Below are 22,600 nucleotides of genomic sequence, written 5' to 3' on the forward strand. Positions count from 1 at the left end.
GCCCACGGCGGTGAACTGGGGGGGGGGGGCCCCGGGCAGACCGGACGGCGCTTTAGGAGTCGCTGTCGAGCTTGAGCACCGCCATAAAGGCCTCCTGCGGGACCTCGACGCTGCCCAGCTGGCGCATCCTCTTCTTGCCCTCCTTCTGCTTTTCCAACAGCTTTTTCTTGCGGGTGATGTCGCCGCCGTAGCACTTGGCGAGCACGTCCTTGCGCAGGGCCCGCACCGTCTCCCGGGCGATGATCTTCCCCCCCACCGCCGCCTGGATGGGCACCTCGAACATCTGGCGGGGGATGTGCTCCTTGAGCTTCTCGGTCATCCGCCGGGCGCGGGCATAGGCCTTGTCGGTGTGGACGATAAAGGAGAGGGCGTCCACCACCTCGCCGTTCAAGAGGATATCCAGCTTGACCAGCTTGGAGGGCTGGTAGCCCGACAGCTCGTAGTCCAGCGACGCGTAGCCCCGGGTGCGGGACTTGAGGGTGTCGAAAAAGTCGTAGATGATCTCGTTGAGGGGGAGCTCATATCGGATGTCCACCCGGTTTTCGTCCACGTACTCCATGTTCTTAAAGACGCCCCGCTTCTCCTGGCACAGCTCCATGATGTTGCCCACGTACTCCGAAGGGGAGAAGATGCTGGCGTTGACAAAGGGCTCGTAGGCCTGGGCGATGGTGGCCGGGTCGGGGTAGTCCATGGGGTTGTCGATGACCTTGGCGGTGCCGTCGGTCAGCTCCACCTTGTAAACCACGCTGGGGGCGGTGGTGACCAGGTCCATATTGAACTCCCGCTCCAGCCGCTCCTGAATGACCTCCATGTGCAAAAGGCCCAAAAAGCCGCAGCGAAAGCCAAAACCCAGAGCGGCCGAGGTCTCCGCCTCAAAGGAGAGGGAGGCGTCGTTGAGCTTGAGCTTTTCCAGCGCGTCGCGCAGGTCGTTGTACTTGGCCCCGTCGGCCGGGTAGAGGCCGGAAAAGACCATCGGCTGCACCTGGCGGTAGCCGTGCAGAGGTTCGGCCGCCCCGTTCTCGGCGGTGGTGACGGTGTCGCCCACCTGGGTGTCCTGCACATTTTTGATGCTGGCGGTGAGATAGCCCACCTCCCCGGCGCGAAGCCGGTCGCACTTCTCCATCTGGGTGGCCCGCAGGTAGCCCACCTCCACCACATCGAACTCGGCGCCGGTGGCCATCATCCGGATGCGCTGGCCGGGGCGCACCTCCCCCTCCTTGACCCGGATGTAGACGATGACCCCCTTGTAGCTGTCGTAAAAGGAGTCGAAGATCAGCGCCTGCAGGGGGGCGCCCTCGTCCCCCTGGGGCGGGGGGATCAGCTTGACGATCTGGCGGAGAACCGCCTCGATGTTGGTCCCCATCTTGGCCGAGACCGCCGGCGCCTCGCTGGCGTCGATGCCGATGAAGTTCTCGATCTCCTTCCCCACCCGCTCCACGTCGGCGGAGGGCAGGTCGATCTTGTTGATGACCGGCAGGATCTCCAGGTCGTGCTCCAGGGCCAGGTAGGTGTTGGCCAGGGTCTGGGCCTCGATGCCCTGGGTGGCGTCCACCACCAAAATGGCCCCCTCGCAGGCCGCCAGAGAGCGGGAGACCTCGTAGCTGAAGTCCACGTGCCCCGGGGTGTCGATGAGGTTGAGGGTGTAGACCTGCCCGTCCTCGGCCCGGTAGTCCAGCTTGACCGCCCGGGCCTTGATGGTGATGCCCCGCTCCCGCTCCAAATCCATGTTGTCCAGCAGCTGCTGGCTCATCTCCCGCTGGGCCACCGACTCGGTGGCTTCCAACAGCCGGTCGGCAAGGGTGGACTTGCCGTGGTCGATGTGGGCGATGATGGAGAAGTTGCGGATGTTGTCGCGATAGCTCATGGATGTCCCCCTATCCGTCGGCCGACCCCGGCCGCCGCGTCAATGTCACTCGGTGACCGCCGCCCCGCTTTTGGCCCAAAGGGCGAAGGGCGGTGGTCGCAATGCGGTTATTATACCACGGCCGGGGGAGCCCAGGCAACGCCGCGCGGCCTTTTTTGCCAAAAAGACGCCCCCCGGCAGAGCGGGGGGCGGGCACTCACAGTTGAAAGAGGGCGGCGACGAGCAGCCGCAGCCCCGAGGGAGCGGCCTTCCAGAGGAGGGCCGCCCCTTCCTTTATATAGGGGATCACGTCGATTTGGGGGATGGACACCGGCCCGTGCACCATGCGGTAGGTGTTGAGATAGGCCACCCCCATGGCCAGGGTCACCATCAGCGCCGCCAGGGTGAAAACAAAGGCGGCCGCGTACTTTCTGGTTGCGCTCACAGCAGATGCTCCTTTTTCTTTTTCGTCCGCCCCGGCGCTCACGCCAGGGTCTTGAGGTATTCGGCCATCCCCTTGCCGATGAGCTGGCCCGAGTAGACCGCCTCCCCCAGGCTGTTGCCGTGCCCCCCTACCTCAATGAGGATACAGGCCGGGGCCAGGTCCTGGTTGTAAAAGCGGTAGTCAAAGAGGATGGGGCGCATGAAGTCATCGTAGCTCTGGGCGAGGCTGGACTGCAAGTTGGCGGCAAAGCGCAGGTTCTTTTCGTAGTTGGGGATGGGGGTCTTGTCGCTGTTGCAGCCCACGATGAACATCACCTGGGCGGCCTTCTTCCCGTCGATGACGGTGGTGGGCTTGGCCCGGGTGCCGTCGGAATACTGAATGGCGTCCCGGTGCACGTCCAGCACCACCTGGATGCTGGGGTACTTTTCGAGGTAGCTCTGTATGGTCTCTCGGGAGCGGTCGTAGGCCCCGGTGTACTGGGGGTAGTCGTGCTGGGTTTTGTCCTGCACCGTCTTGATGCCGGCGGCGTTGAGCTGGCGGGCGATCTCCTCCCCCACCCGGGTGACGTTCTGGGCGTTGTCGGTGTTGCGGGAACTGGCGTCCGGGTCGTAGTAGCCCAGGTCGTAGGGCTCGTAGCTCTCGGTGGCGTGGGTGTGGACGATCAGCACCTGGGGCTGGTCGCTGCCCAACTGAATCTTGGCCCCGGGCCCGGTGCCGAGCAGCTCGGCGATCTGCCCGTCCGAGAGGCTGGTCTTGTTTTTGATGTAGGCCGACTGGTAGTTGACGCCGCTCTGGACCGCCAGGTCCACCGCCTCGGTGGGCATCGCTCCCTCGGGCTTTTGGGTGCCCTCCGGCGGGGTGTCCGCGGGGGCGGTGGTCTGGGGCAGCAGGGCGGAAAAGTCGGTCCAGCTCTCCCCCTTTTCCAGCACCGCGCCGCCCTCGCCGCTCTCCTCCGAGGGGACGCCCCCCTCCAGCGACTGGACGATGGCCCGGTTTTGGGCGGTCAGCCCCTGCCAGAGGGAGAGGATCTTGCCCAAATTGGCATAGCAGACGGCCAGCACCACCGTGCAGGCCGCCAGCCCCATCTTCCACTTTTTCGGTCCCCGCCTTTTGGGAGGAGTTCTTGTCCTACTGCGCGCCATGCTGCACCTCCTACACGTCTGTTGGTACAGTATATGGCGCCCCTTTCACCAGTATGACCGGCCGAGAAACCGCCTATTCGCCCCTAGTCGGTGAGCAGGGCGATGTCCTCGGCCGAGAGGTGGGGCTGCAGCGCCCGGTTGACCGCCAGGGCCAGCACCTTGGAGATGCGGGCGATGATCTGGTCGATCTCCTTGCTGGTGACCATCATCCGGGAGCGCTCCTCCTCGATGTTCTCCTGGGTGTACTCCCGCACCAGGGTGCCCACGTCCACCACCGTCGGCACCCCCATGGCGACCACCGGGATGCCCAGGGTGTTCTGGGAGAGCTCGCTGCGGGCGTTGCCCACCCCCGAGCCGGGCACGATCCCCGCGTCGGAGAGCTGTACGGTCCGCCCCAGCCGCTGGGTGGCCTTGGCCGCCAGGGCGTCGATCACCACCAGGGCCGCCGGGGCGGTGTCCCGCACCAGGGCGTGGGCGATCTCCTGCACCTCGACCCCGGTCTGCCCCAACACCCCCGGCGCCAGGGCGGACACCGGCCGAAAGGAGATGCCCATGGCCTTTTCCAGGGCCGAGCCGATGTGCCGGGTCGCCATCACCCCCTCCACCGCGCGGGGGCCCACCGCATCGGGGGTGATGGACGGGTTTCCCAGCCCCAGGACCAGTACGCCCCCCTTTTCGGGCAGGAGGCGCTTTAGGTGCTCCCCCAGCAGCTCTGCCAGGGCGGTGTTCTGTGCGGCGTCGTGGAGGAGGTTTGAAAAGCTGGCGGTGAGGTACTGCCCCACCGGTTTGCCGATGCGCTCGGCCGCCGCCTGGGTGCGGATGCGAGTGGTCGAGAGGGTGATCCCCCCCTCGACGGTCTCCTCCTGCTGCCAGTCGTCGGGGCCGAGGCCGGCGGCCATGTCCAGCCACTCGATGGCCAGGTCGGTGCGAATATCCATCTGCTGATCACTCCTTTTGGGCGGGGACTTGCCTCATACGGCGCGAAATCGAGATTTTTTCAAAAAAATCCTTGCAATCCCGCGGCAAAAATGCTAAGATAACTTGTACGATTCCATGCGAAGGAGGTGCGATTATGCCTAACATCAAGTCAGCTAAGAAGAGAGTCAAAGTCAACGAGGCCAAGAACCTGCGCAACAAGATGATCAAGTCCGCTCTGCGTTCCAGCATCAAGTCTGCCGAGATTGCCTTGGAGAAGAACAGCGAGAACAAAGCGGAGGTCGTTGGCAACGCCATCAAGAAGATCGATATGGCCGTGACCAAGGGCATTCTTCACAAGAACTGCGCTGCCAGGAAAAAATCCAGCCTCGCTCGCAAACTGAACGCCAGCGCGTAATGGTCTCTTTTTAGTGTGTGACGCAAAAGCAGTCCTCTCAGGGGTCTGCTTTTTTTATTGTCTTTTTTTCCAAGCGCCCCACCTTCGCCCTCTCAAAGAGCGCCGGTTCCCCTCTCTCCCCCTGCAAGCTGCAAGGGCGGGGAGAGGGGGGCCGGCGCTCTCGGCACAAAATCAGGCCTTGTCCTTGGGTTTGAAGATGAGGGCCACCAACAGGCCGAAGAACATGGCGGCGGTGATCCCCGCCGCCCCGGCCGTCAAGGGGCCGGTGAGCGCTCCCAGCAGGCCCTGGCTGTCCACGGCCTCTTTGGTGCCCTTGGCCAGCAGGTTGCCAAAGCCCGACAGGGGGACGGTGGCCCCGGCCCCGGCAAAATCGGCCAGGGGCTGGTAGAGACCCAGGGCCCCCAGCACCACGCCGACCACCACAAATCCCACCAGGATGCGGGCGGGGGTCAATTTGGTTTTGTCCACCAAAATCTGGCCGATGACGCAGAGCAGACCGCCGACCACAAAGGCTTTCAGGTATTCCATCCTACTTCCCCCCTTTCCGGGCAGCGGGTTTGCCGGTGGGCCGATCTCTGTCCGCCGAGATGTGCACCAGGTGGGCGATGCCGGGGACGCTCTCCCCCTGGGCGGAGCTGGTGGTGGAGAGGAGGGCGCCGGTGGCGACGAAGAGGATGTTATCCAGCTCTCCCCGGGCAAACTTGCCCAGGATGAGGGAGCAGAGGACCGAGGCCGAACAGCCGCAGCCCGAGCCGCCGGCCTTGACGTCCTGGCTCTGCCGGTCGTAGATCAGCAGCCCGCAGTCGTTGTGCACCGGGGCGATGTCGATCTGATCCAGCGCCAGCAGGTCGTAGAGGATGGAGCTGCCCACCTGGCCCAGGTCGCCGGTCAAAATCAGCTGGTAGTCGGTGGGGGCGGTGCCGGTGTCCTCCAAATAGGTCTTGATGGTGTCGGCCGCCGCGGGGGCCATGGCGGCGCCCATATTGTTGGCGTCGGTGACCCCCAGGTCGACAATCTTGCCGATGGTCACGTGCCGGACCCGGGGGCCGCTGCCCTGGCCCGGGGCCGCCACCACCACGCAGCCGCCGGCAGTGGCGGTCCACTGGGCGGTGGGGGTGCGCTGGCCGCCGTATTCCAGCGGCAGGCGAAACTGCCGCTCGGCGGTGCAAAAGTGGGACGAAGCCACGGCCGCACAGCGGTCGGCGCAGCCGCTGGCGGCAAAGATGCTGGCCAGCGACAGGCTCTCGGCCATGGTGGAACAGGCCCCGTAGAGGCCGATGAGGGGGATGCCGAACTCCCGCAGGCCGAAGCTGGAGGCAATGCACTGGTTGAGCAGGTCCCCGGCAAAGACGTAGTCGATGTCGCTGTTTTGCAGCCCCGCCTTTTCCAGTGCCAGGGCGACCGCCTTTTTCTGGATGGCGCTCTCCGCCTTCTCCCAGGTTTTTTCGCCGAAGCTGGTGTCCCCGGTCACAAAGTCGAATTCCTGCGAGAGGGGGCCCTCCATTTCCCGTTTGCCCGCCACCGACGCCCACTGGATCAGGGCCGGGGCGGATTCCAAGGCCAGGGTCCTCTGGCCGATTTTCTTGATCATCTTATCTCCTCCAAACGCATCAGGCAAACAGGCCCATCAGGTAGTAGATCACCCCGTAGATCACCGCCGCCGAGACCCCGTAGACGATGACCGGTCCCGAGATGACAAACAGTTTGGCCCCTAGGCCCAGCACCATCCCCTCGCTCTTGAACTCCAGGGCGGGGCTGACCACGGCGTTGGCAAAGCCGGTGATGGGCACCAGGGTGCCGGCCCCTGCGTGGTTGGCGATCTTGTCGTAGAGGCTGAGACCGGTGAGCAGGGCGCTCAAAAAGACCAGACTCACCGAGGTGAGGGTGGCGGCGGTGAGCTTGTCCGCCCCCCAGTACCCGTAGAGGCCGATGAGCACCTGGCCCAGGGTGCAGATGGCCCCGCCCACCACAAACGCCCAGACGCAGTCTTTGAAGAGGCTGCTGTTGGGCGAATATTTTTTGACCATTTTATCGTATTCCATATTGGACAGTTGCATTTGGCATTCCTCCCTTTGCGATAGTGTTTCTTGCCGCTTGGAGATTTATGCCGCTTGTTTTTGTGGCAAAATATGCTACAATGTAACAATAGCAGCGGGCAAGCGCGCCCGCCGGGCCGCCGGAAAGGCGGTTCTCTGGATGTCTTACAAGGGGGAAACAGGTTCCATGAAAAAATACCTTCGCGCCCGCCTGGGCCGATTCGCCGCCATCGCGGCGGTTGCACTCTGCGCCCTGGGGCTGCTCACCGGCTGCGGCGACACCTATTACGACTACGACGGCAGCGGCTACTTCACCAGCGCCGACGGCTATATGCGCGTGGCCTATCAGGAGCACTTTCAGCAGCTCTCCAGCGTGGAGAAAAACGCCATCGGCCTGGACTGGATCGACGAAAAGGTCAATCTGCAGATCGTCCGCTACCGCAAGGATGATGAGATGTTCACCGAGCGCAGCGTCAAGACGCTGGACCAGTTCATCGAGCTGTACTATGCCAACGGGCTGGAATACCTGCACAAGTACTCGACCTTCGGCGACCTACAGGAGTTCACCTTTGAACATTTTGACGCCGCCAAAGGATATGACATCGACACCGAAAAGGACGGCAAAAAGGTGGCCAGCCGCATCTACTATTTAGAGGATGAGAAAAACTTCTATGTCCTCTACCTCAACGGCGACCCCGAGCACTACAAGGCGCACTTCGAGGTGCTCGACGCCATCTGCCACACCCTGGAAGTGGTTCCCCGCGACCAGGTGAAATAGCAAGCCGGCACCCGTTTCCGCCCCTCTTTTTTGTAAGAGGGGCGGTTTTTTGCGCGCACTTTTGGGCGGGGAGCGGGCGCAAAACGACCCGGCGGCGGGCGCATATCTCGGCAGTTGGCTGTCAAGACTACTGTCGGAGGTGAAAAACATGCAAAACCCACGCTACAACCAGCCCCGCCTGAAAAAATGGCTTCGGGGCAAGGGGTTCTACGTCGCTCTGGCGGTCTGTCTGCTGGGGGCCGGGCTGGCCTCCTGGGCGCTGATCCAAAACGCCGTTCAGAGCGGCGACCCCCAAAGTCAAATCAACCAGGAGGTGCCTTCATGGGACTCATCCGATACAGAGGTGGTGGAAAAGCCGGTGACCTCTCAACCCAAGTCGTCCTCCGCCGCGTCGAATTCGCAAAGTACCTCGTCCTCGCAGGGGCAGGACTCTTCTTCCTCGTCCGCTTCTGCCGGGCAGCAAAGCGAACCCGCGTCGCAGCAGACTGCGTCCAATGGGGTCTTTGTCTCGCCCATCTCTGGCGAGACCGTTAACCCCTTTTCTGACGGCAAGGTGATCAAGGACCAGACCCTGGGCGACTGGCGCACCCACAACGGCATCGACATCAAGGCCGAGGCCGGAGCCCAGGTCAAGGCCTGCCAAAACGGCAAGGTGACCTCGGTGCGGGACGACGACATCTGGGGCACCGTGGTGGAGATCCAGTTTGAGGGCGGCGCCACCGGCATCTACAAGTCCCTGTCCCAAAAGGTCACCGTCAAAGAGGGGCAGACCCTCAAGAGCGGCGACGTCATCGGCACGGTGGCCCAGTCCATCCCCGGGGAGAGCAAGCTCGGCACCCACCTGCACTTTGAGCTCAAAAAAGACGGCGCTTACGTGGACCCCGCAGCTTATTTCTCCAAATAACTCCGGCTGTCCCCCCGCTATTTTTTGTGCACAGAAAACAGCGAATCATTCGATCCTTTCAAAAAAAGAGAGGCCTGTCGGCTGACAGGCCTCTCTTTTTTTGCTGCAAAGCGGGGGGAGGGGGGTCACTCCTCCTCTTTTAACACCTGGTATTTGTGCCGGGTGGCAAGGCCCCCCCGGATATGCCGCTCCTGCTTGTTGATCTCCAACACCTTTTTGACCTCCCGGCAGAGGGCGGGGTTGAGCTTTTTCAGCCGGTCGGACACATCCTTGTGCACCGTGGACTTGCTCACCCCAAAGGCCTTGGCCGCATGCCGCACCGTCGTCTTGTTCTCCACAATAAAGTTGCCCAGCGAGATGGCCCGCTCTTCCACATTCCCCTTCACGCACTCACCCTCTCACGGCTCTCGTTGGCCGCCGCGTCAATATTGGTACATCTCTATGCCCCAGGGGATACAATCATTCCCGAAGCCGCCGGATTCTCCCATTTGACGAAAAAAAGCCTTTACGGTATAATGTGGGGGAAGAAGATCGTATGCGTTTTCGTTCTCAAAAAATCACCCTTTGATCGGCACAAAAAAAGCCAATTTGGCCAAAAACCGAGTGGCTCTTTGTGCCTTTTTTACAGAATTTTTTGTGAACGAAAAACCATAATTTGTAAATCAATTTAGTTTTTATTTTGTTGGGGGTTTTCATATGGACAACACTGAAAATCTCGCGCAGGGGACCGGTTCGCAGAGGGTTTCGCCCGCGCCTGTGTTTTCGGCTGCACGATCCCTCCGCCTCACCCCCGCACAGCGCGTGTATGCGGCATTCAAGCGCTTGTTGGACATCCTCCTCTCGGCTGTGGCCTTGGTTTTTCTCAGTCCGCTGCTGCTTCTCACCGCGCTGGCGGTCAGACTCGACTCCAAGGGACCTGCCATCTTCCGCCAGAAACGGGTGGGAAAGGACGGGAAGGTCTTTCGCGTCTACAAATTCCGCTCCATGAGTACCGAGGCGCCCAAAAACGTGGCCACGGCGGAGTTGAAAAATGCCACCGAGTACATCACTCGGGTGGGCAAGGTGCTGCGGCGCACCAGCCTTGACGAGCTGCCCCAGCTGTGGAACGTGCTGCGGGGCGACATGAGTTTGGTCGGCCCCCGTCCCCTGGTGGTGACCGAGGCCTACACCCATCAACTGCGCCACAGCTTTGGGGTCTATCAGCTGCGCCCGGGGATCACCGGCCTCGCCCAGACCAACGGCCGCGACCTGGTGGGCGACGACAAAAAGGTGGCCATGGACCGCGAGTACCTGCGCCATTTCTCCCTCTGGCAGGACCTAAAGATCCTCTTTATGACCGTCTACGTGGTCTTCACCCGCAAAAACTACGCCGAGGGGGACGAGGTGTCTGTCCCAGACGTCACCGCTTCTCCTGCACAGGAGGAACCTGCCTCCCAGAAACGGGTCTCTTAATTTATTTGCCGTTTTTGCGAAAAATGTCGAATAGAAAGCTCTTTTCTATCTTCTATCAGATGCAAAAGACATCTTTTTAACTGCTCTTTCATCCAACAAATCAAAAAGCCCCCGGCAGACAGCGTCTGCCGGGGGCTTTTTCTTCTCTATCTCACATGTAATAGAGGTTTTCAGAGGGGAATTCGGGGTCGCTGGTCACGTCCATCCCCAGCTTTTTGTAAATCTGCTCGTCGCTCTGGCTCAAGATGGCGGTGGTGTGGGCCTGGCACCCCTGCAGGAGGGAGAGCTTGTCCAGCGCGGCCTGGGCCACCGGGTTGGTGGCGGCGCAGACGCTCAGGGCCATGAGGATCTCCTCGCAGCTGAGGGTGGTGCGCCGACTGTGCAGGGTCCCTCTTTTGAGGTTGATGATGGGCTGCAGGATCATGGGGGAGAGGAGATGGATCTCGTCCGCCAGGTGGGCCAGGTATTTGATGGCGTTGAGGACGGCCGCCGCCGACCCGCTCATCATCTCGCTGGACTTGCCGGTGATGATCTTGCCGTCGGCCAGCTCGATGGCGGCCACCGAGCAGCTCTCCCCCTCGGGCAGACCGGCGTTTTTCAAGGCCCCGTACTTGCGGGCCCCCACCACCACCGTGCGGTCTTCCGGCTTGAGGTTGGCCGCCTTCATGATGGCGTCCATCCGGTGGAAGGTCTCCTGGTCGAGGGTCCCCTTCTTGTACTCGCAGGCGGTCTTGAAGTAGCGGCGGATGATCTCCTGTCGGGAGGCCTCCTTCACCACCTCGTCGTTGGTGATACCAAAGCCCACCCGGTTGACCCCCATGTCGGTGGGGGAGCGGTAGAGCTGGCTGCCGGTGATCTTTTCGATGATCCGGCTGATGACCGGGAACATCTCCATGTCCCGGTTGTAGTTGACCGCCAGCACGCCATAGGCGTCGTAGTGGAAGGAGTCGATCATGTTGACGTCCTTCAAATCCACGGTGGCGGCCTCATAGGCCACGTTGAGGGGGTGTTTCAGGGGGACGTTCCAGACAGGGAAGGTCTCGAATTTGGAGTAGCTGGCGGGCTGTCCCCGGCGGTAGTTGTGGTAGAGCTGGGAGAGGCAGGTGGCCAGCTTGCCGCTGCCCGGCCCAGGGCCGGTGACCACCACAATGGGCTTTTGGGTCTCGATATAGGGGTTGGCGCCGTACCCCTCGTCGCTGACGATGGTGTCCACATCGGTGGGGTAGCCCTTGGTGGCCCGGTGGATATAGGTCTTGATCCCCCGGCGGTTGAGCTTGTTCATGAACTGGGTGGCCGCCGGCTGCTGCTCGTAGCGGGTGATGACCACGCTGTTGATGTCCAGCTGATAGGAGCGCAGGTCGTCGATGAGGCGGAACACCTCCATGTCGTAGGTGATGTTGAAATCCGCCCGCACCTTGTTGCGCTCGATGTCGCCGGCATAGACGCAGATGACCACCTCCACCTGGTCCTTCATCTTCTCCAGCAGCTTCAGCTTGGCGTTGGGGTCGTACCCCGGCAGCACCCGCTTGGCGTGCATGTCCTCCATCAACTTGCCGCCAAACTCCAAATAGAGTTTCTCGCAGCTATTGACCCGCTCCAAAATGAATTCCGACTGTTCCCGCAGGTATTTCTCGTGGTCAAACCCCTGTTTCATAGCCCGTCTCCCCTCCATCATTTTTGCAATCACGTTGTCTATTCTATCATCGGCCCACACAAAAGTAAAGGCGGTATCGCAGAGTCGAAACCGCCTTTTTTTACCTATTGCCCCTCTCTGCCCAGGAAGGCCGCGCCGATGATCCCGGCGTCGTTTCCCAAGGCCGCGGGGAGGATGCGGGTGTTCTGCGGGGAGTGGCGGGACATCACCACCCGCAGCGCCCGCTCCCGGATGGGACCCACCAGCCGCTCCCCCTCCCGGGAGATGCCGCCACCGATGGCGATCACCTCGGGCTGAAGGAGGTTGATGACGTTGGCCACCCCGCAGGCAAAGTCGTCTATATAGCGCTCGAGCACCGCCTGGGCCGCCGCGTCGCCCCGATCGGCCGCCTGAAAGGCCGTTCGCCCCGAGACCCCGTCCAAATCGCCACCAAATTGCCAGAGGAGGGAGTCCGGCGCCCCCTCCATGGCTTCGCGGGTGGTCTGGATGAGGCCGGTGGCGGAACAGTAAGCCTCCATACAGCCCTCTCTGCCACAGGTGCAACGCCTCCCCCCGGTGCGGATGACCATGTGCCCCAGCTCAGCCCCGCCGTAGCGAAAGCCCGACCAGATCTTTCCGCCCAGGATGATCCCCCCGCCGATGCCGGTGCCGATGGTGATCATCACCAGGCTGTCGGCGCCCCGGCCCACCCCGGCCAAAAACTCGCCGTAGGCGGCGGCGTTGGCGTCGTTGTCCACGTAGACCGGTTTGCCGGTGAGCGCCTGCAGCAGTTGCCGCACCGGCGCCCCCTGAAAGCCCAGATTGGCCGCCAGCTCCACCTGGCCGGCCGCCTTGTCGATCACCCCGGGAGAGCCCACGCCGATCCAGTCGATCGCCCCCTCCGCGAGACCGGCCGCCGCCACTGCCTGGCGGTAGACGGCCGCCATGTCGGCACAGATCTCCTCCGCCGGGCGGGGCGCCCTCGTCTTGGTCTCCGCCTTGGCGAGGATCCGGCAGTGCTCATCCACCACCCCCGCCACGATGTTGGTCCCCCCCAGGTCGATCCCCACATAGTAGGCCATGTCGCTTCCATCCTTTCCCCGGGGCCGCGACAACGGCCCCGCTCTCTTCCCTTCCCCCGCCCGACGGCAGAGGAAGGCGCGCCGCAGAGGGTTCCTGCGACGCCTCTTTTCCCTCTATTATAGAGAAAAACGCGCCCCGCCACAACCGGCTGTCGGCGCGTTTTTCAAAAACTGCCGTCCCGGCAGTCAGATTTTTTTGATGAGGGCCATATAGCCGTCTTCCACAGTGGGCTCGGCCGGCCGCCCCTCTTTTGCAGGGGTGGGGGCCAAAATCCGGAGCAGGGTCCCCTCCTCCCCCTCCAGCCGCTTTTCCACAAAACTGTCCGCCGGCAACTGCACCGCCTCGGGGAGTAAAAACACCTTTCCGCGTGCCTTTTCCCGCACCTCGGCGTCGGTGCCGGAGGCGATGATCTCACCGCCGTCCATCACCAGGATGTGGTCACACACAGCCTCCACGTCCTCCACGATGTGGGTGGAAATCAGGATGGTCCGCCCGCCCTTGATGGAGGAGACGATGTTTTTAAAGCGCATCCGCTCCTCCGGGTCGAGGCCGGCAGTGGGTTCGTCAAAGAGGATCACGTCCGGCTCTCCCAACACTGCCTGGGCAATTCCCAACCGGCGGATCATCCCCCCCGAGAGGGCCCCCACCCGGTCCCCCGCCCGCTCGGTGAGGTTGACCACCTCCAGACTCTTTTCAATGGCCGCCCGCTGTCCCTCTCGGGGGATATTTTTGAGGGTGGCGAAATACTCCAGCATGTTGTAGACCTTCAGCTCTTTGAAGAGGCCGAACTTCTGGGGCAGATAACCGATGCGGTCGGCGAGGCCGCTGTCCTTTGCCACACCTTTGCCGTCAAAGAGGATCTGCCCGCCCTGCAGGCCGTACAGACCGACGACACAGCGCATCAGGGTGGTTTTTCCCGCGCCGTTGGGGCCCAACAGCCCATATACCCCCTCGCCGATCTCGCAGGAGACCCCCTGCAAAACCTGCCTTTTCCGAAAGCTCTTACAGACGCCGCACAACTGCAGCATATCCATCCCCCCTAAAAGGTGATTGGAGCGGGCGACAAGTCCCACAAGCGCCCTCCCTTTGGCTTTATCATACCACTTCAGCGGACAGGTGGGCGGCGAACAGCCCCAATTCTCCCATTTGACGGTTTTGGTGGGAAGCGATTGGCGTTTTTTCCCAAGGAGACGGGAGATGAGAGAACGCCTGGGGCATTTCTGTCCCAGGCGCTCTCTCTTGCAGTCTTATACCAAACCGCGGCGTCTCTACTGAAAACGCATCGGTCTGGAATTTCAGTATAGCCTCCTCCATTCATTTTTGTCAATCATTTTTCAGAAAAAATAGGAAAAAATGAAAAATTTAACCAAAAACGGTTAGTAAGTCACACATTTTGGCCCATTTTAAGCGTCTTTTTGCCCCCATTCACACCATTTTAACAAAATGCGGCCATCGGAATCGCACCGCGCTTTTCCCGGCAGCCGCAGCCTCACTCGGCTGAAAAAAGACCGCTTTTTTACCGCGCAGCCCGGCGGCGGACGACAGCAGAAGAGATGTCGTCCCCTTTTCACCCCGGCGTTGTGACAGACGGAGACGGCGGCACAGGGACCGCCCTTGCAGTCCCTGTGCCGCCGTGTTTCGCTGTGCCTATATTTTTAGGGGCGATGCCAAACGACTTGAAAGGCCGGGAAGGGCCCGTCAGCCGAGGAGGGCGCCCCCCTCGGCGGCCAGCTCCTCAAAAAAGCCGTTGACCTGCTCCAGCAGCCGGGTAAACGCCGGCAGATCGCCGGGTTCCAGCCCCTGGGTGACCCGCGCCACCAGCCGCTGGTGAAACTCGCTATGCAGCCGGCAGACCTCTTTTCCGGCGGCGGTGAGGGAGATGTTGACCACCCGCCGGTCGACGCCGTCGCGCGCCTTGACCGCCAGCCCCTTGCGGCAGAGCCGCTCCGCCGAGGCGGTGAGGGTGGGGAGGGTGACCCCCAGGCTCTCGGCCACGTCCCCCATCCGCCGCGCCCCCTCGGGCCCGATCTGGTCGAGGATGTGGATCTCGGTGATGGTCACCCGCCGGTCCTTGAGGGCATTGTGGACAAACCCCTCCTCCACCGAGAGGATGTTTTGAAAGATGGCGGTCAAAAAGTGGTTGATCTGCTGGGAACAGGGCACCCGCTCCCCTCCTCTCTCTGTTGGGTGTGGCCGTTTTAGGCCTGCTCGTCGAGAAACTTCTGCACGTCGGCCGCGGTCTGCAGGTTTTTCACCTTCATCTCCCGGCTGATGCGGCGGCCGTTGCCGGTGAGCACCTTGCCGGGGCCGCACTCGGCCCCCAGCAGGTGGCCGTCGCGCACCAGGTTCTCCACCGTCTTGACCCACTGCACCGGGCCCTTCATCTGCTGGGCCAGATGGGCGCGCAGGTCGGTGCCGGCGGGGATGGGCTCCCCGGTGCCGTTGGCGTAGACCGGCAGGGACGGGTCGGCGAAGGCAAACCCCTCCAGCTCGGCGTAGAGGGCGTCGGAGGCGGGCTCCATGTACCGGGTGTGAAAGGCCCCGCTGACCTTGAGGGGCACCGTGCGGGAGGCCCCCGCCTCGGCACAGCGGGCGCAGGCCGCCGCTACCGCCGCCGGGTCGCCGGCAATCACCGTCTGTGCCGGGGAGTTGAAGTTCACCGGCAGCACATACCCCTCCCCCTCGACCTGCCGGCAGCAGTCGGCGATCTGCTCGGGCGTCAGCCCCATGACAGCGGCCATGGCGCCGCCCTGGGCGGCCGCCTCCCCCATCAGGCGGCCGCGGGCAGCCACCAGGGCAAAGCCCTGTTCCAGGGTGCAGGCCCCAGCGGCGCAGAGGGCACTGCACTCGCCCAGGGAGAAGCCGGCCGCCGCCTCAAAGGCGACCCTTCTCGCCCGCAGCACCTCGGTCACCGCCATCGAGTGGGCGAAGATGGCGAGCTGGGCGTTCTCGGTCTTGGCCAGGGTGGCCTCGTCCCCCTCAAAGCAGAGGGCGGCCAGGTCGCGGCCGGTGACCTGGCTGCCCAGGTCAAAGACCGCCTTGGCCTCGGGGTAGGCCTGGCAGAGGTCCTGCCCCATGCCGGTGAATTGGGCGCCCTGTCCGGGGAACAGCAGGGTGATTTGGCTCATCGTTCATTCCTCCTATTATAAAAGGGAGGCCGGCGCTGCAAACAGCCGGCCCGCCCAGCAGCCCCTGTGCGGGGCGGCAGGGCCCCCGCCGCCAGAGGCGTTGGGAAAAAGTTGACAAACACTGTGGCCCTCATTATAATGAAAAACAATTAGTTTGTCAATCGAAGCATTTTTCGCGCCGCCGCGGTTGCCGGGAAATGTAAATTTTTTTTGCATCTTTTCGCGCAACCGGTACTGCCTCTGTCAATTTTATGGTAAAATGAAAAGAGGTTTTGCCGCCGGGAATCGCCCGGGGCGGCCCCGTTTCCCACCGCCAGTCGGCGGGGCGGGTGGACAAACCGATCATCCAGAAGAAACGAGGGTTTTGAGAATGGAACATGAGAATAAGCGTCCCCTGGCGCTGGTCACCGGCGGCTCCCGCGGGATCGGCGCCGCCATCTGCAAACGGCTGGCGAAAGAGGGGTTTGACCTCATCATCAACAGCATCTCACAGGAGGAGCTGGACCTGCCGGTCTCCCGGGAGACCATCGAGGCCTGCGAGGCGGCCGGCGCAAAGGTCGTCGCCAAGCCCTGGGACGTCTCCGACTACGGCGCCTGTGAGCAGGCGGTGGAAGAGATCACCGCCGAGCACGGGCCGGTGGCGGTGCTGGTCAACAACGCCGGCATCACCAAGGACGGGCTGTTGCTGCGGATGAAGCCGGAGCAGTTCTCGGCCGTCCTCAACGTCAACCTCTACTCGGCCTTTTACATGAGCAAACTCTGCGCCAAGGGGATGACCCGGGCCCGCCGGGGGAAGATCGTCAACATCTCCTCGGTGGCCGGGGTGTACGGCAACGCCGGCCAGGCCAACTACGCCTCCTCCAAGGCGGGGCTCATCGGCCTGACCAAGACCATTTCCAAGGAGCTGGGCAGCCGGAACATCACCTGCAACGCGGTGGCCCCCGGCTTCATCGAGACCGCCATGACCCAGACCCTGCCCGAAAAGGTGGTGGAGGGGGCCAAGGCCTCCATCTCCCTGGGGCGCTTTGGCACCGTGGAGGACATTGCCGGGGCGGTGGCCTTTCTCTGCTCCCCCTCGGCCGACTACATCACCGGCCAGGTTCTCATCGTAGACGGCGGGCTGGCCATGTAGCCCCCATCCAGACAGAAAAGACGGAGGATTTGTATGAACCGCGTAGTGATCACCGGCATGGGGGCCATCACCCCCATCGGCAACGACATCGAGACCTTTTGGAAAAACCTGATTGCCGGCAAAAACGGCATCGGCAAGATCACCCATTTTGACACCGAGGGGTTCAAGGCCACCCTGGCCGCCGAGGTCAAGGAGTTTGAGCCCACCGACTACATCGAGAAAAAAGAGGCCCGGAAGATGGACCGGTTCTGCCAGTTCGCGCTGGCCGCCGCCTGCCAGGCCATGGAGCAGAGTGGCATCACCCCCGAGAACACCGACCCCTACCGCTTCGGCACCATCGTGGGCTCGGGCATCGGCGGGATGGAGACCTTCTGCGACGAGTTTGAGAAGTACTTCACCAAGGGCCCCGGCCGGGTCTCCCCCTTCTTCATCCCCACCATGATCTCCAACATGGCGGCGGCCCGCATCTCCATGCGCTTTGGGGCCAAGGGCGACAGCTACTGCCCGGTGACCGCCTGCTCCAGCGGGGCCCACGCCATCGGCGAGGCCTTCCGCCTGATCCGCCACGGCTACGCCGACTGCATGGTGGCCGGCGGGGCCGAGGCCTGCATCGTCCCCCTGGCCATCGCCGGGTTCTCCAACATGCACGCCCTCAACACCTCCGAGGACCCCGACGCCGCCTCAGTCCCCTTTGACGCCCGACGCGCCGGGTTCGTCATGGGCGAGGGCGCCGGCATCCTGGTGCTGGAGAGCGAGGAGCACGCCAAGGCCCGGGGCGCCGAGATCCTCGGGGAGCTGGCCGGTTACGGCGCCTCTTCCGACGCCTACCACATCACCAGCCCCGACCCCTCGGGCGAGGCGGCCTGCCGCGCCATGCAGCTGGCCATGGCGGACGCCGGGGTCACCCCCGAACAGGTGGACTACCTCAACGCCCACGGCACCGCCACCCCCATCAACGACGCCTTTGAGACAAACGCTGTCAAGCTGGCCTTCGGCGAGGCGGCGAAGGGGCTGCACATCTCCTCGACCAAGTCGATGACCGGCCACCTGCTGGGGGCCGCCGGCGGGGTGGAGGCCCTGGTCTGCGCCCTGGCGGTGCGCGACGGGGTCATCCCCCCCACCATCAACTACCGGGAGCCCGACCCCGAATGCGACCTGGACTACACCCCCAACGAGGCCCTGCACACCCCGGTGGAGGTGGCCCTGACCAACTCGCTGGGCTTTGGCGGCCACAACGCCACCATCGTCGTTCGGGCCTATCGGTAAAGAGCACATCCCAAAAAAGAGCGGGGCCGCCCCGCAGAGTTCGGCGCGGGGAAGCGTCTGGCCTCCCCCCTCGCGCGCCCCTTTTGGAAAGGTTGGAAACACCATGGATATTCGCGAAGCGCAAAGCGCAGCCAGTGAGCTGCTTTCTCAGGCCAAGGCCCAGGGGGCCACGGCCGTAGAACTGCACCTGGGAGAGTTCTCCTTCAAGGCGGAGTTTGCCCCGCCGGTCTTTGCCGCCCCCGCAGTGGCCGCTGCCCCCGCCCCTCTGGCGGCCCCGCAGCCCGCCCCCGCGGCCGAGGAGCCCGCCGCCCCCGCCATCGAGGGGACGCCGGTGCCCTCCCCCATCGTGGGCACCTATTACAGCTCCCCCTCCCCCGAAGACGAGCCCTTCGTCACCGTGGGGCAGGAGGTGAAAAAGGGCGACGTCCTCTGCATCGTCGAGGCCATGAAGATGCTCAACGAGATCCAGAGCCCCTGCGACGGCAAGGTGGCCCGCATCTACCTGCAAAACGGCGAGCTGGTGGAGTTCGGCCAGACGGTGATGGTCATTCAGTAAGACCTGGCAAATTTTTGCGGGGCCCCTCTGGGGCCCCGCCTTGAGAGAGGAAACAGACGATATGAGCGATGTGTTGCTGACAAAAGAGCAGATCCAGGAAATCATCCCCCACCGGAACACCATGCTGCTGATCGACGAAATCACCGAGCTCGAGCCCGGGGTGCGGGCCGTCGGGCGGATGCACCTGAGCGGCGACGAGGTGTTTTTTGACGGGCACTTCCCCGGCTATCCCATCCTGCCCGGGGTCTTTACCATGGAGGCGCTGGCCCAGACCGGGGCGGTGGCCATCCTCTCCCTGCCCGAGTACAAGGGGAAGATCGGCCTCTTCGGCGGGCTGGACAAGGTGCGCTTTAAAGAGCCGGTCCGCCCCGGGGACACCCTGGAGCTGTCGGTGGAGATCATCAAGCGCCGGGGGCCCATCGGCATCGGCAAAGGGGTGGCCTACGTCAACGGCAAAAAGGCCGCCTCGGGCGAATTGACCTTTGCCATTCAGTAGGCAAACACGCCTTCGCCAAGCCATCTGATTCGAGCGCAATGGAGGTCTCTCGTTATGTTTTCTAAAATTCTCATCGCCAACCGGGGCGAAATTGCGGTGCGGATCATCCGCGCCTGCCGGGACATGGGTATCACCAGCGTGGCGGTCTACTCCACCGCCGACCGGGAGGCCCTGCACACCCAGCTGGCCGACGAGGCCATCTGCATCGGCGGGCCGCTGGCCAAGGACAGCTATCTCAACATCCGCAATCTGCTGGGGGCGGCCGAGGCCAGCGGGGCCGAGGCCATCCACCCCGGGTTCGGCTTCCTCTCGGAAAACCCCGACTTCGCCAAGGCCTGCGAGGACTGCGGCATCGCCTTTATCGGCCCCTCCAGCAAGACCATCTCCCTGCTGGGGGACAAGGTGGCCGCCCGCCAGACCGCCCGGGAGGCCGGGGTCCCGGTGACCCCCGGCTCCGACGGGGCGGTGGGCGAGTACCGAGAGGTGGAGCGGATCGCCCGGGAAATCGGCTTTCCGGTGATGCTCAAGGCCGCCTCCGGCGGGGGCGGCAAGGGCATCCGCAAAGTGGACGGGCCGGAAGAACTGAAAAACGCCTTTATGGAGGCTGCCGCCGAGGCCGCCGCCAGTTTTGGCGACGGCCGGGTCTACATCGAGAAGTTTGTGGCCGACCCCCGGCACATCGAGTTTCAGGTCCTGGCCGATGCGCTCGGCAACACGGTGCACCTCTTCGAGCGGGAGTGCTCGATCCAGCGCCGCCACCAGAAGCTGGTGGAGGAGGCCCCCTCCTCCCTGCTGACCCCTGAAAAGCGCGCCGAGATGGGCGCCGCCGCCGTGGCGGTGGCCAAACAGGCGGGGTACCGGGGGGCCGGCACGGTGGAGTTTCTGGTGGACGGGCAGGGGGATTACTACTTCTGCGAGATGAACGCCCGCATCCAGGTGGAGCACCCGGTCACCGAGCTGGTCTGCAGCCTCGACCTCATCGAGCAGCAGATCCGCATCGCCGCCGGGGAGGCGCTGGGCTTTGCCCAAGAAGACCTCGCCCTGCACGGCCACGCCATCGAGTGCCGCATCAACGCCGAGGACCCCTACCACAACTTCGCCCCCCGCCCCGGCACGGTGGAGGGGCTGCATGTCCCCGGCGGGCCGGGGGTGCGGGTGGACTCGGCCATCTACCAGGGCTACACCATCCCTCCCTACTACGACAGCATGCTCTCCAAGCTGATCGTCTGGGGGGAGAGCCGGGAACAGGCCCTGGCGCGGATGAAGCGCGCCCTGGCCGAATACCTCTTTGACGGGGTCATCACCAACATCGACCTCTCCATGGCCATCATCAGCTCCGAGGCGTTCGCCACCGGCAACTTCGACACCAACTTTTTGGAAAAGAGCGATCTCCTGGCCCAGTTTTCGCGCCAGGGAGAGGGGGAATAGACCGTGATCCTGGACATGTTCAAAAAGACCCGCACCGTCTCGCAGTTCCTCAAGCCGCAGAAGGACGACGAGGGCGACCCCAAAGAGGTGGTGGTCTGCAAGCGCTGCAAAAAAGAGGTGCTGCGGCAAAATTACGCCAAAAATCTCTTCGTCTGCCCCCTCTGCGGCCACTGCAGCCGGGTCTCGGCCTATGACCGCATCGCCATGACCTGCGACGAGGGCAGCTTTCGCGAACTCGACCGCAAGCTGCGCAGCGGCAACCCCCTCAAGTTCAAGGGCTACCCCGAAAAGCTGGAAAACCTGCGCAGCGCCACCGGCCTGCAGGAGGCGGTGGTCACCGGGGTGGGGAAGATCGGCGGCCACCCCGCCGCCGTCGGGGTGATGGACAGCCACTTCCTCATGGCCTCGATGGGCAGCGTGGTGGGGGAGAAGCTGGCCCGCCTCTTTGAGTACGCGGCCAAGAAAAAGCTGCCGGTCGTCCTCTTTACCGCCTCCGGCGGGGCGCGGATGCACGAGGGCATCTACTCCCTGATGCAGATGGCCAAGGTCAGCGCCGCTGTGGGCCGCCACTCCCAGGAGGGGCTGCTCTACGTGACCGTCCTCACCGACCCCACCACCGGCGGGGTCACCGCCAGCTTTGCCATGCAGGGCGACATCATCCTCGCCGAGCCCCGGGCCACCATCGGCTTTGCCGGGCGCCGGGTCATCGAGGGGACCATCGGCGAAAAGCTGCCCAGCGGCTTTCAGTCGGCAGAATTTCTCTGTGAGCACGGCTTTGTGGACCGGATCGTCCCCCGCCCCGAGATGCGGGAGACCCTGCAAAAGATCCTGGCCATTCACAGCAAGTAAGGAGGGCGCGCCATGGCACCGAAAACCGCCTATGAGCGGATGCAGCTCATCAAAAATATCCACCGCCCCAGCGTGGAGCAGTACGTCTCCGCCCTGGTGGAGGACTTTATCGAGTTTCACGGCGACCGCGCCTTCGGCGACGACGCGGCCATCTACGGCGGCATCGGCCTGTTGGACGGCCGGGCCGTGACGGTGGTGGGCCACCGCAAGGGCCACTCCACCGAGGAGAACATCCGCTACAACTTCGGGATGGCCCACCCCGAGGGGTACCGCAAGGCCATGCGGCTGTTTGACCAGGCCGAGAAGTTCGGGCGGCCGGTCCTCCTCTTCGTCGACACCCCCGGCGCCTTCTGCGGGGTCGGGGCGGAGGAGCGGGGCCAGGGCGAGGCCATTGCCCGCTCCATCCAAAAGCTGATGTTCCTCAAGGTGCCGGTCCTCACCGTCATCACCGGCGAAGGGGGCAGCGGCGGGGCTCTGGGGCTGGCGGTGGCCGACCGGGTCTACATGTTGGAGAACGCCGTCTACTCGGTCATCTCCCCCCGGGGGTTCGCCTCCATCCTCTGGAAAGACCCCTCCAAGGAGGAGCAGGCCGCCGAACTGCTGAAGATGACTGCCCCCGACCTGCTGGGCTTCGGCATCATCGACGGCATCATCCCCGAGCCCAAGGGCGGGGCCCACACCGACCCGGCCAAGACCTGCATCGCCGTCAAGGAGGTGCTGGTGCGGGAACTGGAGGTCCTCTGCACCCAGAACACCCGTACCCTGCTGGACAACCGGTACCAGAAGTACCGCAGCATGGGGGTCTACGGCGGCTGACGCGCCGACGGTCCATTGCCTTTTGCAGGCGGCGGAACACATTCCGCCGCCTTTTTGCATATTTTAAAAAAAGCCGACTATTTTTGGATAATATCCGTTGTTTCACAACGCCAAACTTGCTATAATACGGATATATCGACTTTTCAACTGAATAGATGGGCAAACCGGGCGAAAGACCGGGACGCAAAGCCAAGGGCCTACCTCCCCCCAGGGGGACAGGGCAGCCGGCTGCACCTCCCCCCTTCCGTATCGCGCTGCGCCCATCCGGCAGATCAGTCAA

At 63.4% G+C, this 22,600-nt stretch carries 24 protein-coding genes and 1 riboswitch; of the genes, 11 read left to right on the top strand and 13 right to left on the bottom strand.

Annotated elements, in window-relative coordinates; all coding sequences use genetic code 11:
- Positions 1-52: 52 nt before the first annotated feature.
- The 4 genes from lepA to gpr form a co-directional block, all read right to left on the bottom strand.
- The gene (lepA, locus tag GT748_RS13190; RefSeq protein ID WP_021659509.1) at positions 53-1,864 is read right to left on the bottom strand and encodes a translation elongation factor 4; all 1,812 of its coding nucleotides are present in this window, start codon (positions 1,862-1,864) and stop codon (positions 53-55) included.
- A 196-nt stretch (positions 1,865-2,060) separates the two neighbouring features.
- Complete coding sequence (locus GT748_RS13195) at positions 2,061-2,288, bottom strand: hypothetical protein (RefSeq protein ID WP_044992592.1); 228 nt, start codon at positions 2,286-2,288, stop codon at positions 2,061-2,063.
- Between the two features lie 38 nt (positions 2,289-2,326).
- The gene (gene spoIIP, locus GT748_RS13200; RefSeq protein ID WP_143161635.1) at positions 2,327-3,430 is read right to left on the bottom strand and encodes a stage II sporulation protein P; all 1,104 of its coding nucleotides are present in this window, start codon (positions 3,428-3,430) and stop codon (positions 2,327-2,329) included.
- An 83-nt stretch (positions 3,431-3,513) separates the two neighbouring features.
- The gene (gene gpr, locus GT748_RS13205; protein WP_161213588.1) at positions 3,514-4,368 is read right to left on the bottom strand and encodes a GPR endopeptidase; all 855 of its coding nucleotides are present in this window, start codon (positions 4,366-4,368) and stop codon (positions 3,514-3,516) included.
- A gap of 134 nt (positions 4,369-4,502) precedes the next feature.
- On the opposite strand from gpr, the gene rpsT reads away from it, so the two are divergent.
- Positions 4,503-4,763: a 30S ribosomal protein S20 gene (gene rpsT, locus GT748_RS13210; protein ID WP_021659505.1), complete on the top strand. Its 261-nt coding sequence runs from the start codon at positions 4,503-4,505 to the stop codon at positions 4,761-4,763.
- A 171-nt stretch (positions 4,764-4,934) separates the two neighbouring features.
- Here the strand turns inward: rpsT and spoVAE are convergent, their stop codons facing one another.
- From spoVAE to spoVAC, 3 genes are read right to left on the bottom strand one after another with little or no spacing between them, the layout of a single operon-like run.
- Positions 4,935-5,291, bottom strand: a complete 357-nt coding sequence (gene spoVAE / locus GT748_RS13215) for a stage V sporulation protein AE (protein ID WP_021659503.1) — start codon at positions 5,289-5,291, stop codon at positions 4,935-4,937.
- A gap of 1 nt (position 5,292) precedes the next feature.
- Entirely contained in the window at positions 5,293-6,354 is a 1,062-nt protein-coding gene (spoVAD, locus tag GT748_RS13220; RefSeq protein ID WP_021659502.1) for a stage V sporulation protein AD, read from the bottom strand.
- Positions 6,355-6,373: 19 nt separating this feature from the next.
- Positions 6,374-6,820: a stage V sporulation protein AC gene (gene spoVAC / locus GT748_RS13225; protein ID WP_021659501.1), complete on the bottom strand. Its 447-nt coding sequence runs from the start codon at positions 6,818-6,820 to the stop codon at positions 6,374-6,376.
- Positions 6,821-6,986: 166 nt separating this feature from the next.
- Here spoVAC and GT748_RS13230 point away from each other — a divergent pair, with 166 nt between their 5' ends.
- Both GT748_RS13230 and GT748_RS13235 read left to right on the top strand, forming a co-directional pair.
- Positions 6,987-7,577, top strand: a complete 591-nt coding sequence (locus GT748_RS13230; protein WP_161213587.1) for a hypothetical protein — start codon at positions 6,987-6,989, stop codon at positions 7,575-7,577.
- Between the two features lie 49 nt (positions 7,578-7,626).
- Complete coding sequence (locus tag GT748_RS13235) at positions 7,627-8,481, top strand: M23 family metallopeptidase (protein ID WP_143161633.1); 855 nt, start codon at positions 7,627-7,629, stop codon at positions 8,479-8,481.
- Positions 8,482-8,606: 125 nt separating this feature from the next.
- Here the strand turns inward: GT748_RS13235 and spoIIID are convergent, their stop codons facing one another.
- Positions 8,607-8,867 carry a sporulation transcriptional regulator SpoIIID gene (gene spoIIID, locus GT748_RS13240; protein ID WP_059004529.1) on the bottom strand — a complete coding sequence of 87 codons (261 nt, stop codon included), beginning with the start codon at positions 8,865-8,867 and terminating at the stop codon, positions 8,607-8,609.
- Positions 8,868-9,177: 310 nt separating this feature from the next.
- Here spoIIID and GT748_RS13245 point away from each other — a divergent pair, with 310 nt between their 5' ends.
- Positions 9,178-9,933 (top strand): sugar transferase, encoded by a 756-nt coding sequence (locus GT748_RS13245; protein WP_161213586.1) that lies wholly within the window; start codon positions 9,178-9,180, stop codon positions 9,931-9,933.
- A 151-nt stretch (positions 9,934-10,084) separates the two neighbouring features.
- Here the strand turns inward: GT748_RS13245 and GT748_RS13250 are convergent, their stop codons facing one another.
- From GT748_RS13250 to fabD, 5 genes are all read right to left on the bottom strand, one after another.
- Positions 10,085-11,587, bottom strand: a complete 1,503-nt coding sequence (locus GT748_RS13250) for a DUF1846 domain-containing protein (protein WP_044991919.1) — start codon at positions 11,585-11,587, stop codon at positions 10,085-10,087.
- Between the two features lie 104 nt (positions 11,588-11,691).
- Complete coding sequence (locus tag GT748_RS13255) at positions 11,692-12,648, bottom strand: ROK family protein (protein WP_021658342.1); 957 nt, start codon at positions 12,646-12,648, stop codon at positions 11,692-11,694.
- A gap of 186 nt (positions 12,649-12,834) precedes the next feature.
- Complete coding sequence (locus tag GT748_RS13260; RefSeq protein WP_044991921.1) at positions 12,835-13,677, bottom strand: ATP-binding cassette domain-containing protein; 843 nt, start codon at positions 13,675-13,677, stop codon at positions 12,835-12,837.
- Positions 13,678-14,347: 670 nt separating this feature from the next.
- A complete protein-coding gene (locus GT748_RS13265) occupies positions 14,348-14,812 on the bottom strand; it encodes a MarR family winged helix-turn-helix transcriptional regulator (RefSeq protein ID WP_021658346.1) in 465 nt (154 codons plus the stop codon).
- Positions 14,813-14,847: 35 nt separating this feature from the next.
- A complete protein-coding gene (gene fabD, locus GT748_RS13270) occupies positions 14,848-15,777 on the bottom strand; it encodes an ACP S-malonyltransferase (RefSeq protein ID WP_021658347.1) in 930 nt (309 codons plus the stop codon).
- Between the two features lie 370 nt (positions 15,778-16,147).
- Between fabD and fabG the strand changes: the two genes are divergently transcribed.
- From fabG to GT748_RS13305, 7 genes are all read left to right on the top strand, one after another.
- The gene (gene fabG / locus GT748_RS13275; RefSeq protein WP_021658349.1) at positions 16,148-16,909 is read left to right on the top strand and encodes a 3-oxoacyl-[acyl-carrier-protein] reductase; all 762 of its coding nucleotides are present in this window, start codon (positions 16,148-16,150) and stop codon (positions 16,907-16,909) included.
- Positions 16,910-16,942: 33 nt separating this feature from the next.
- Positions 16,943-18,175 (top strand): beta-ketoacyl-ACP synthase II, encoded by a 1,233-nt coding sequence (gene fabF / locus GT748_RS13280; protein WP_021658350.1) that lies wholly within the window; start codon positions 16,943-16,945, stop codon positions 18,173-18,175.
- A 103-nt stretch (positions 18,176-18,278) separates the two neighbouring features.
- Positions 18,279-18,731: an acetyl-CoA carboxylase biotin carboxyl carrier protein gene (accB, locus tag GT748_RS13285; RefSeq protein ID WP_073261180.1), complete on the top strand. Its 453-nt coding sequence runs from the start codon at positions 18,279-18,281 to the stop codon at positions 18,729-18,731.
- A gap of 61 nt (positions 18,732-18,792) precedes the next feature.
- Entirely contained in the window at positions 18,793-19,227 is a 435-nt protein-coding gene (gene fabZ / locus GT748_RS13290; protein ID WP_021658226.1) for a 3-hydroxyacyl-ACP dehydratase FabZ, read from the top strand.
- 54 nt (positions 19,228-19,281) lie between these two features.
- The gene (gene accC / locus GT748_RS13295; RefSeq protein ID WP_021658225.1) at positions 19,282-20,655 is read left to right on the top strand and encodes an acetyl-CoA carboxylase biotin carboxylase subunit; all 1,374 of its coding nucleotides are present in this window, start codon (positions 19,282-19,284) and stop codon (positions 20,653-20,655) included.
- A 3-nt stretch (positions 20,656-20,658) separates the two neighbouring features.
- The gene (gene accD, locus GT748_RS13300) at positions 20,659-21,504 is read left to right on the top strand and encodes an acetyl-CoA carboxylase, carboxyltransferase subunit beta (protein WP_368034136.1); all 846 of its coding nucleotides are present in this window, start codon (positions 20,659-20,661) and stop codon (positions 21,502-21,504) included.
- A 12-nt stretch (positions 21,505-21,516) separates the two neighbouring features.
- Positions 21,517-22,320, top strand: a complete 804-nt coding sequence (locus GT748_RS13305; RefSeq protein ID WP_021658223.1) for an acetyl-CoA carboxylase carboxyltransferase subunit alpha — start codon at positions 21,517-21,519, stop codon at positions 22,318-22,320.
- A 148-nt stretch (positions 22,321-22,468) separates the two neighbouring features.
- A riboswitch (cyclic di-GMP riboswitch) is annotated at positions 22,469-22,556 on the top strand.
- Positions 22,557-22,600: the final 44 nt, after the last annotated feature.

This window comes from Bittarella massiliensis (ex Durand et al. 2017) (assembly GCF_009876955.1).
In the GTDB taxonomy this organism is placed as follows: Bacteria; Bacillota; Clostridia; order Oscillospirales; family Ruminococcaceae; genus Bittarella; species Bittarella massiliensis.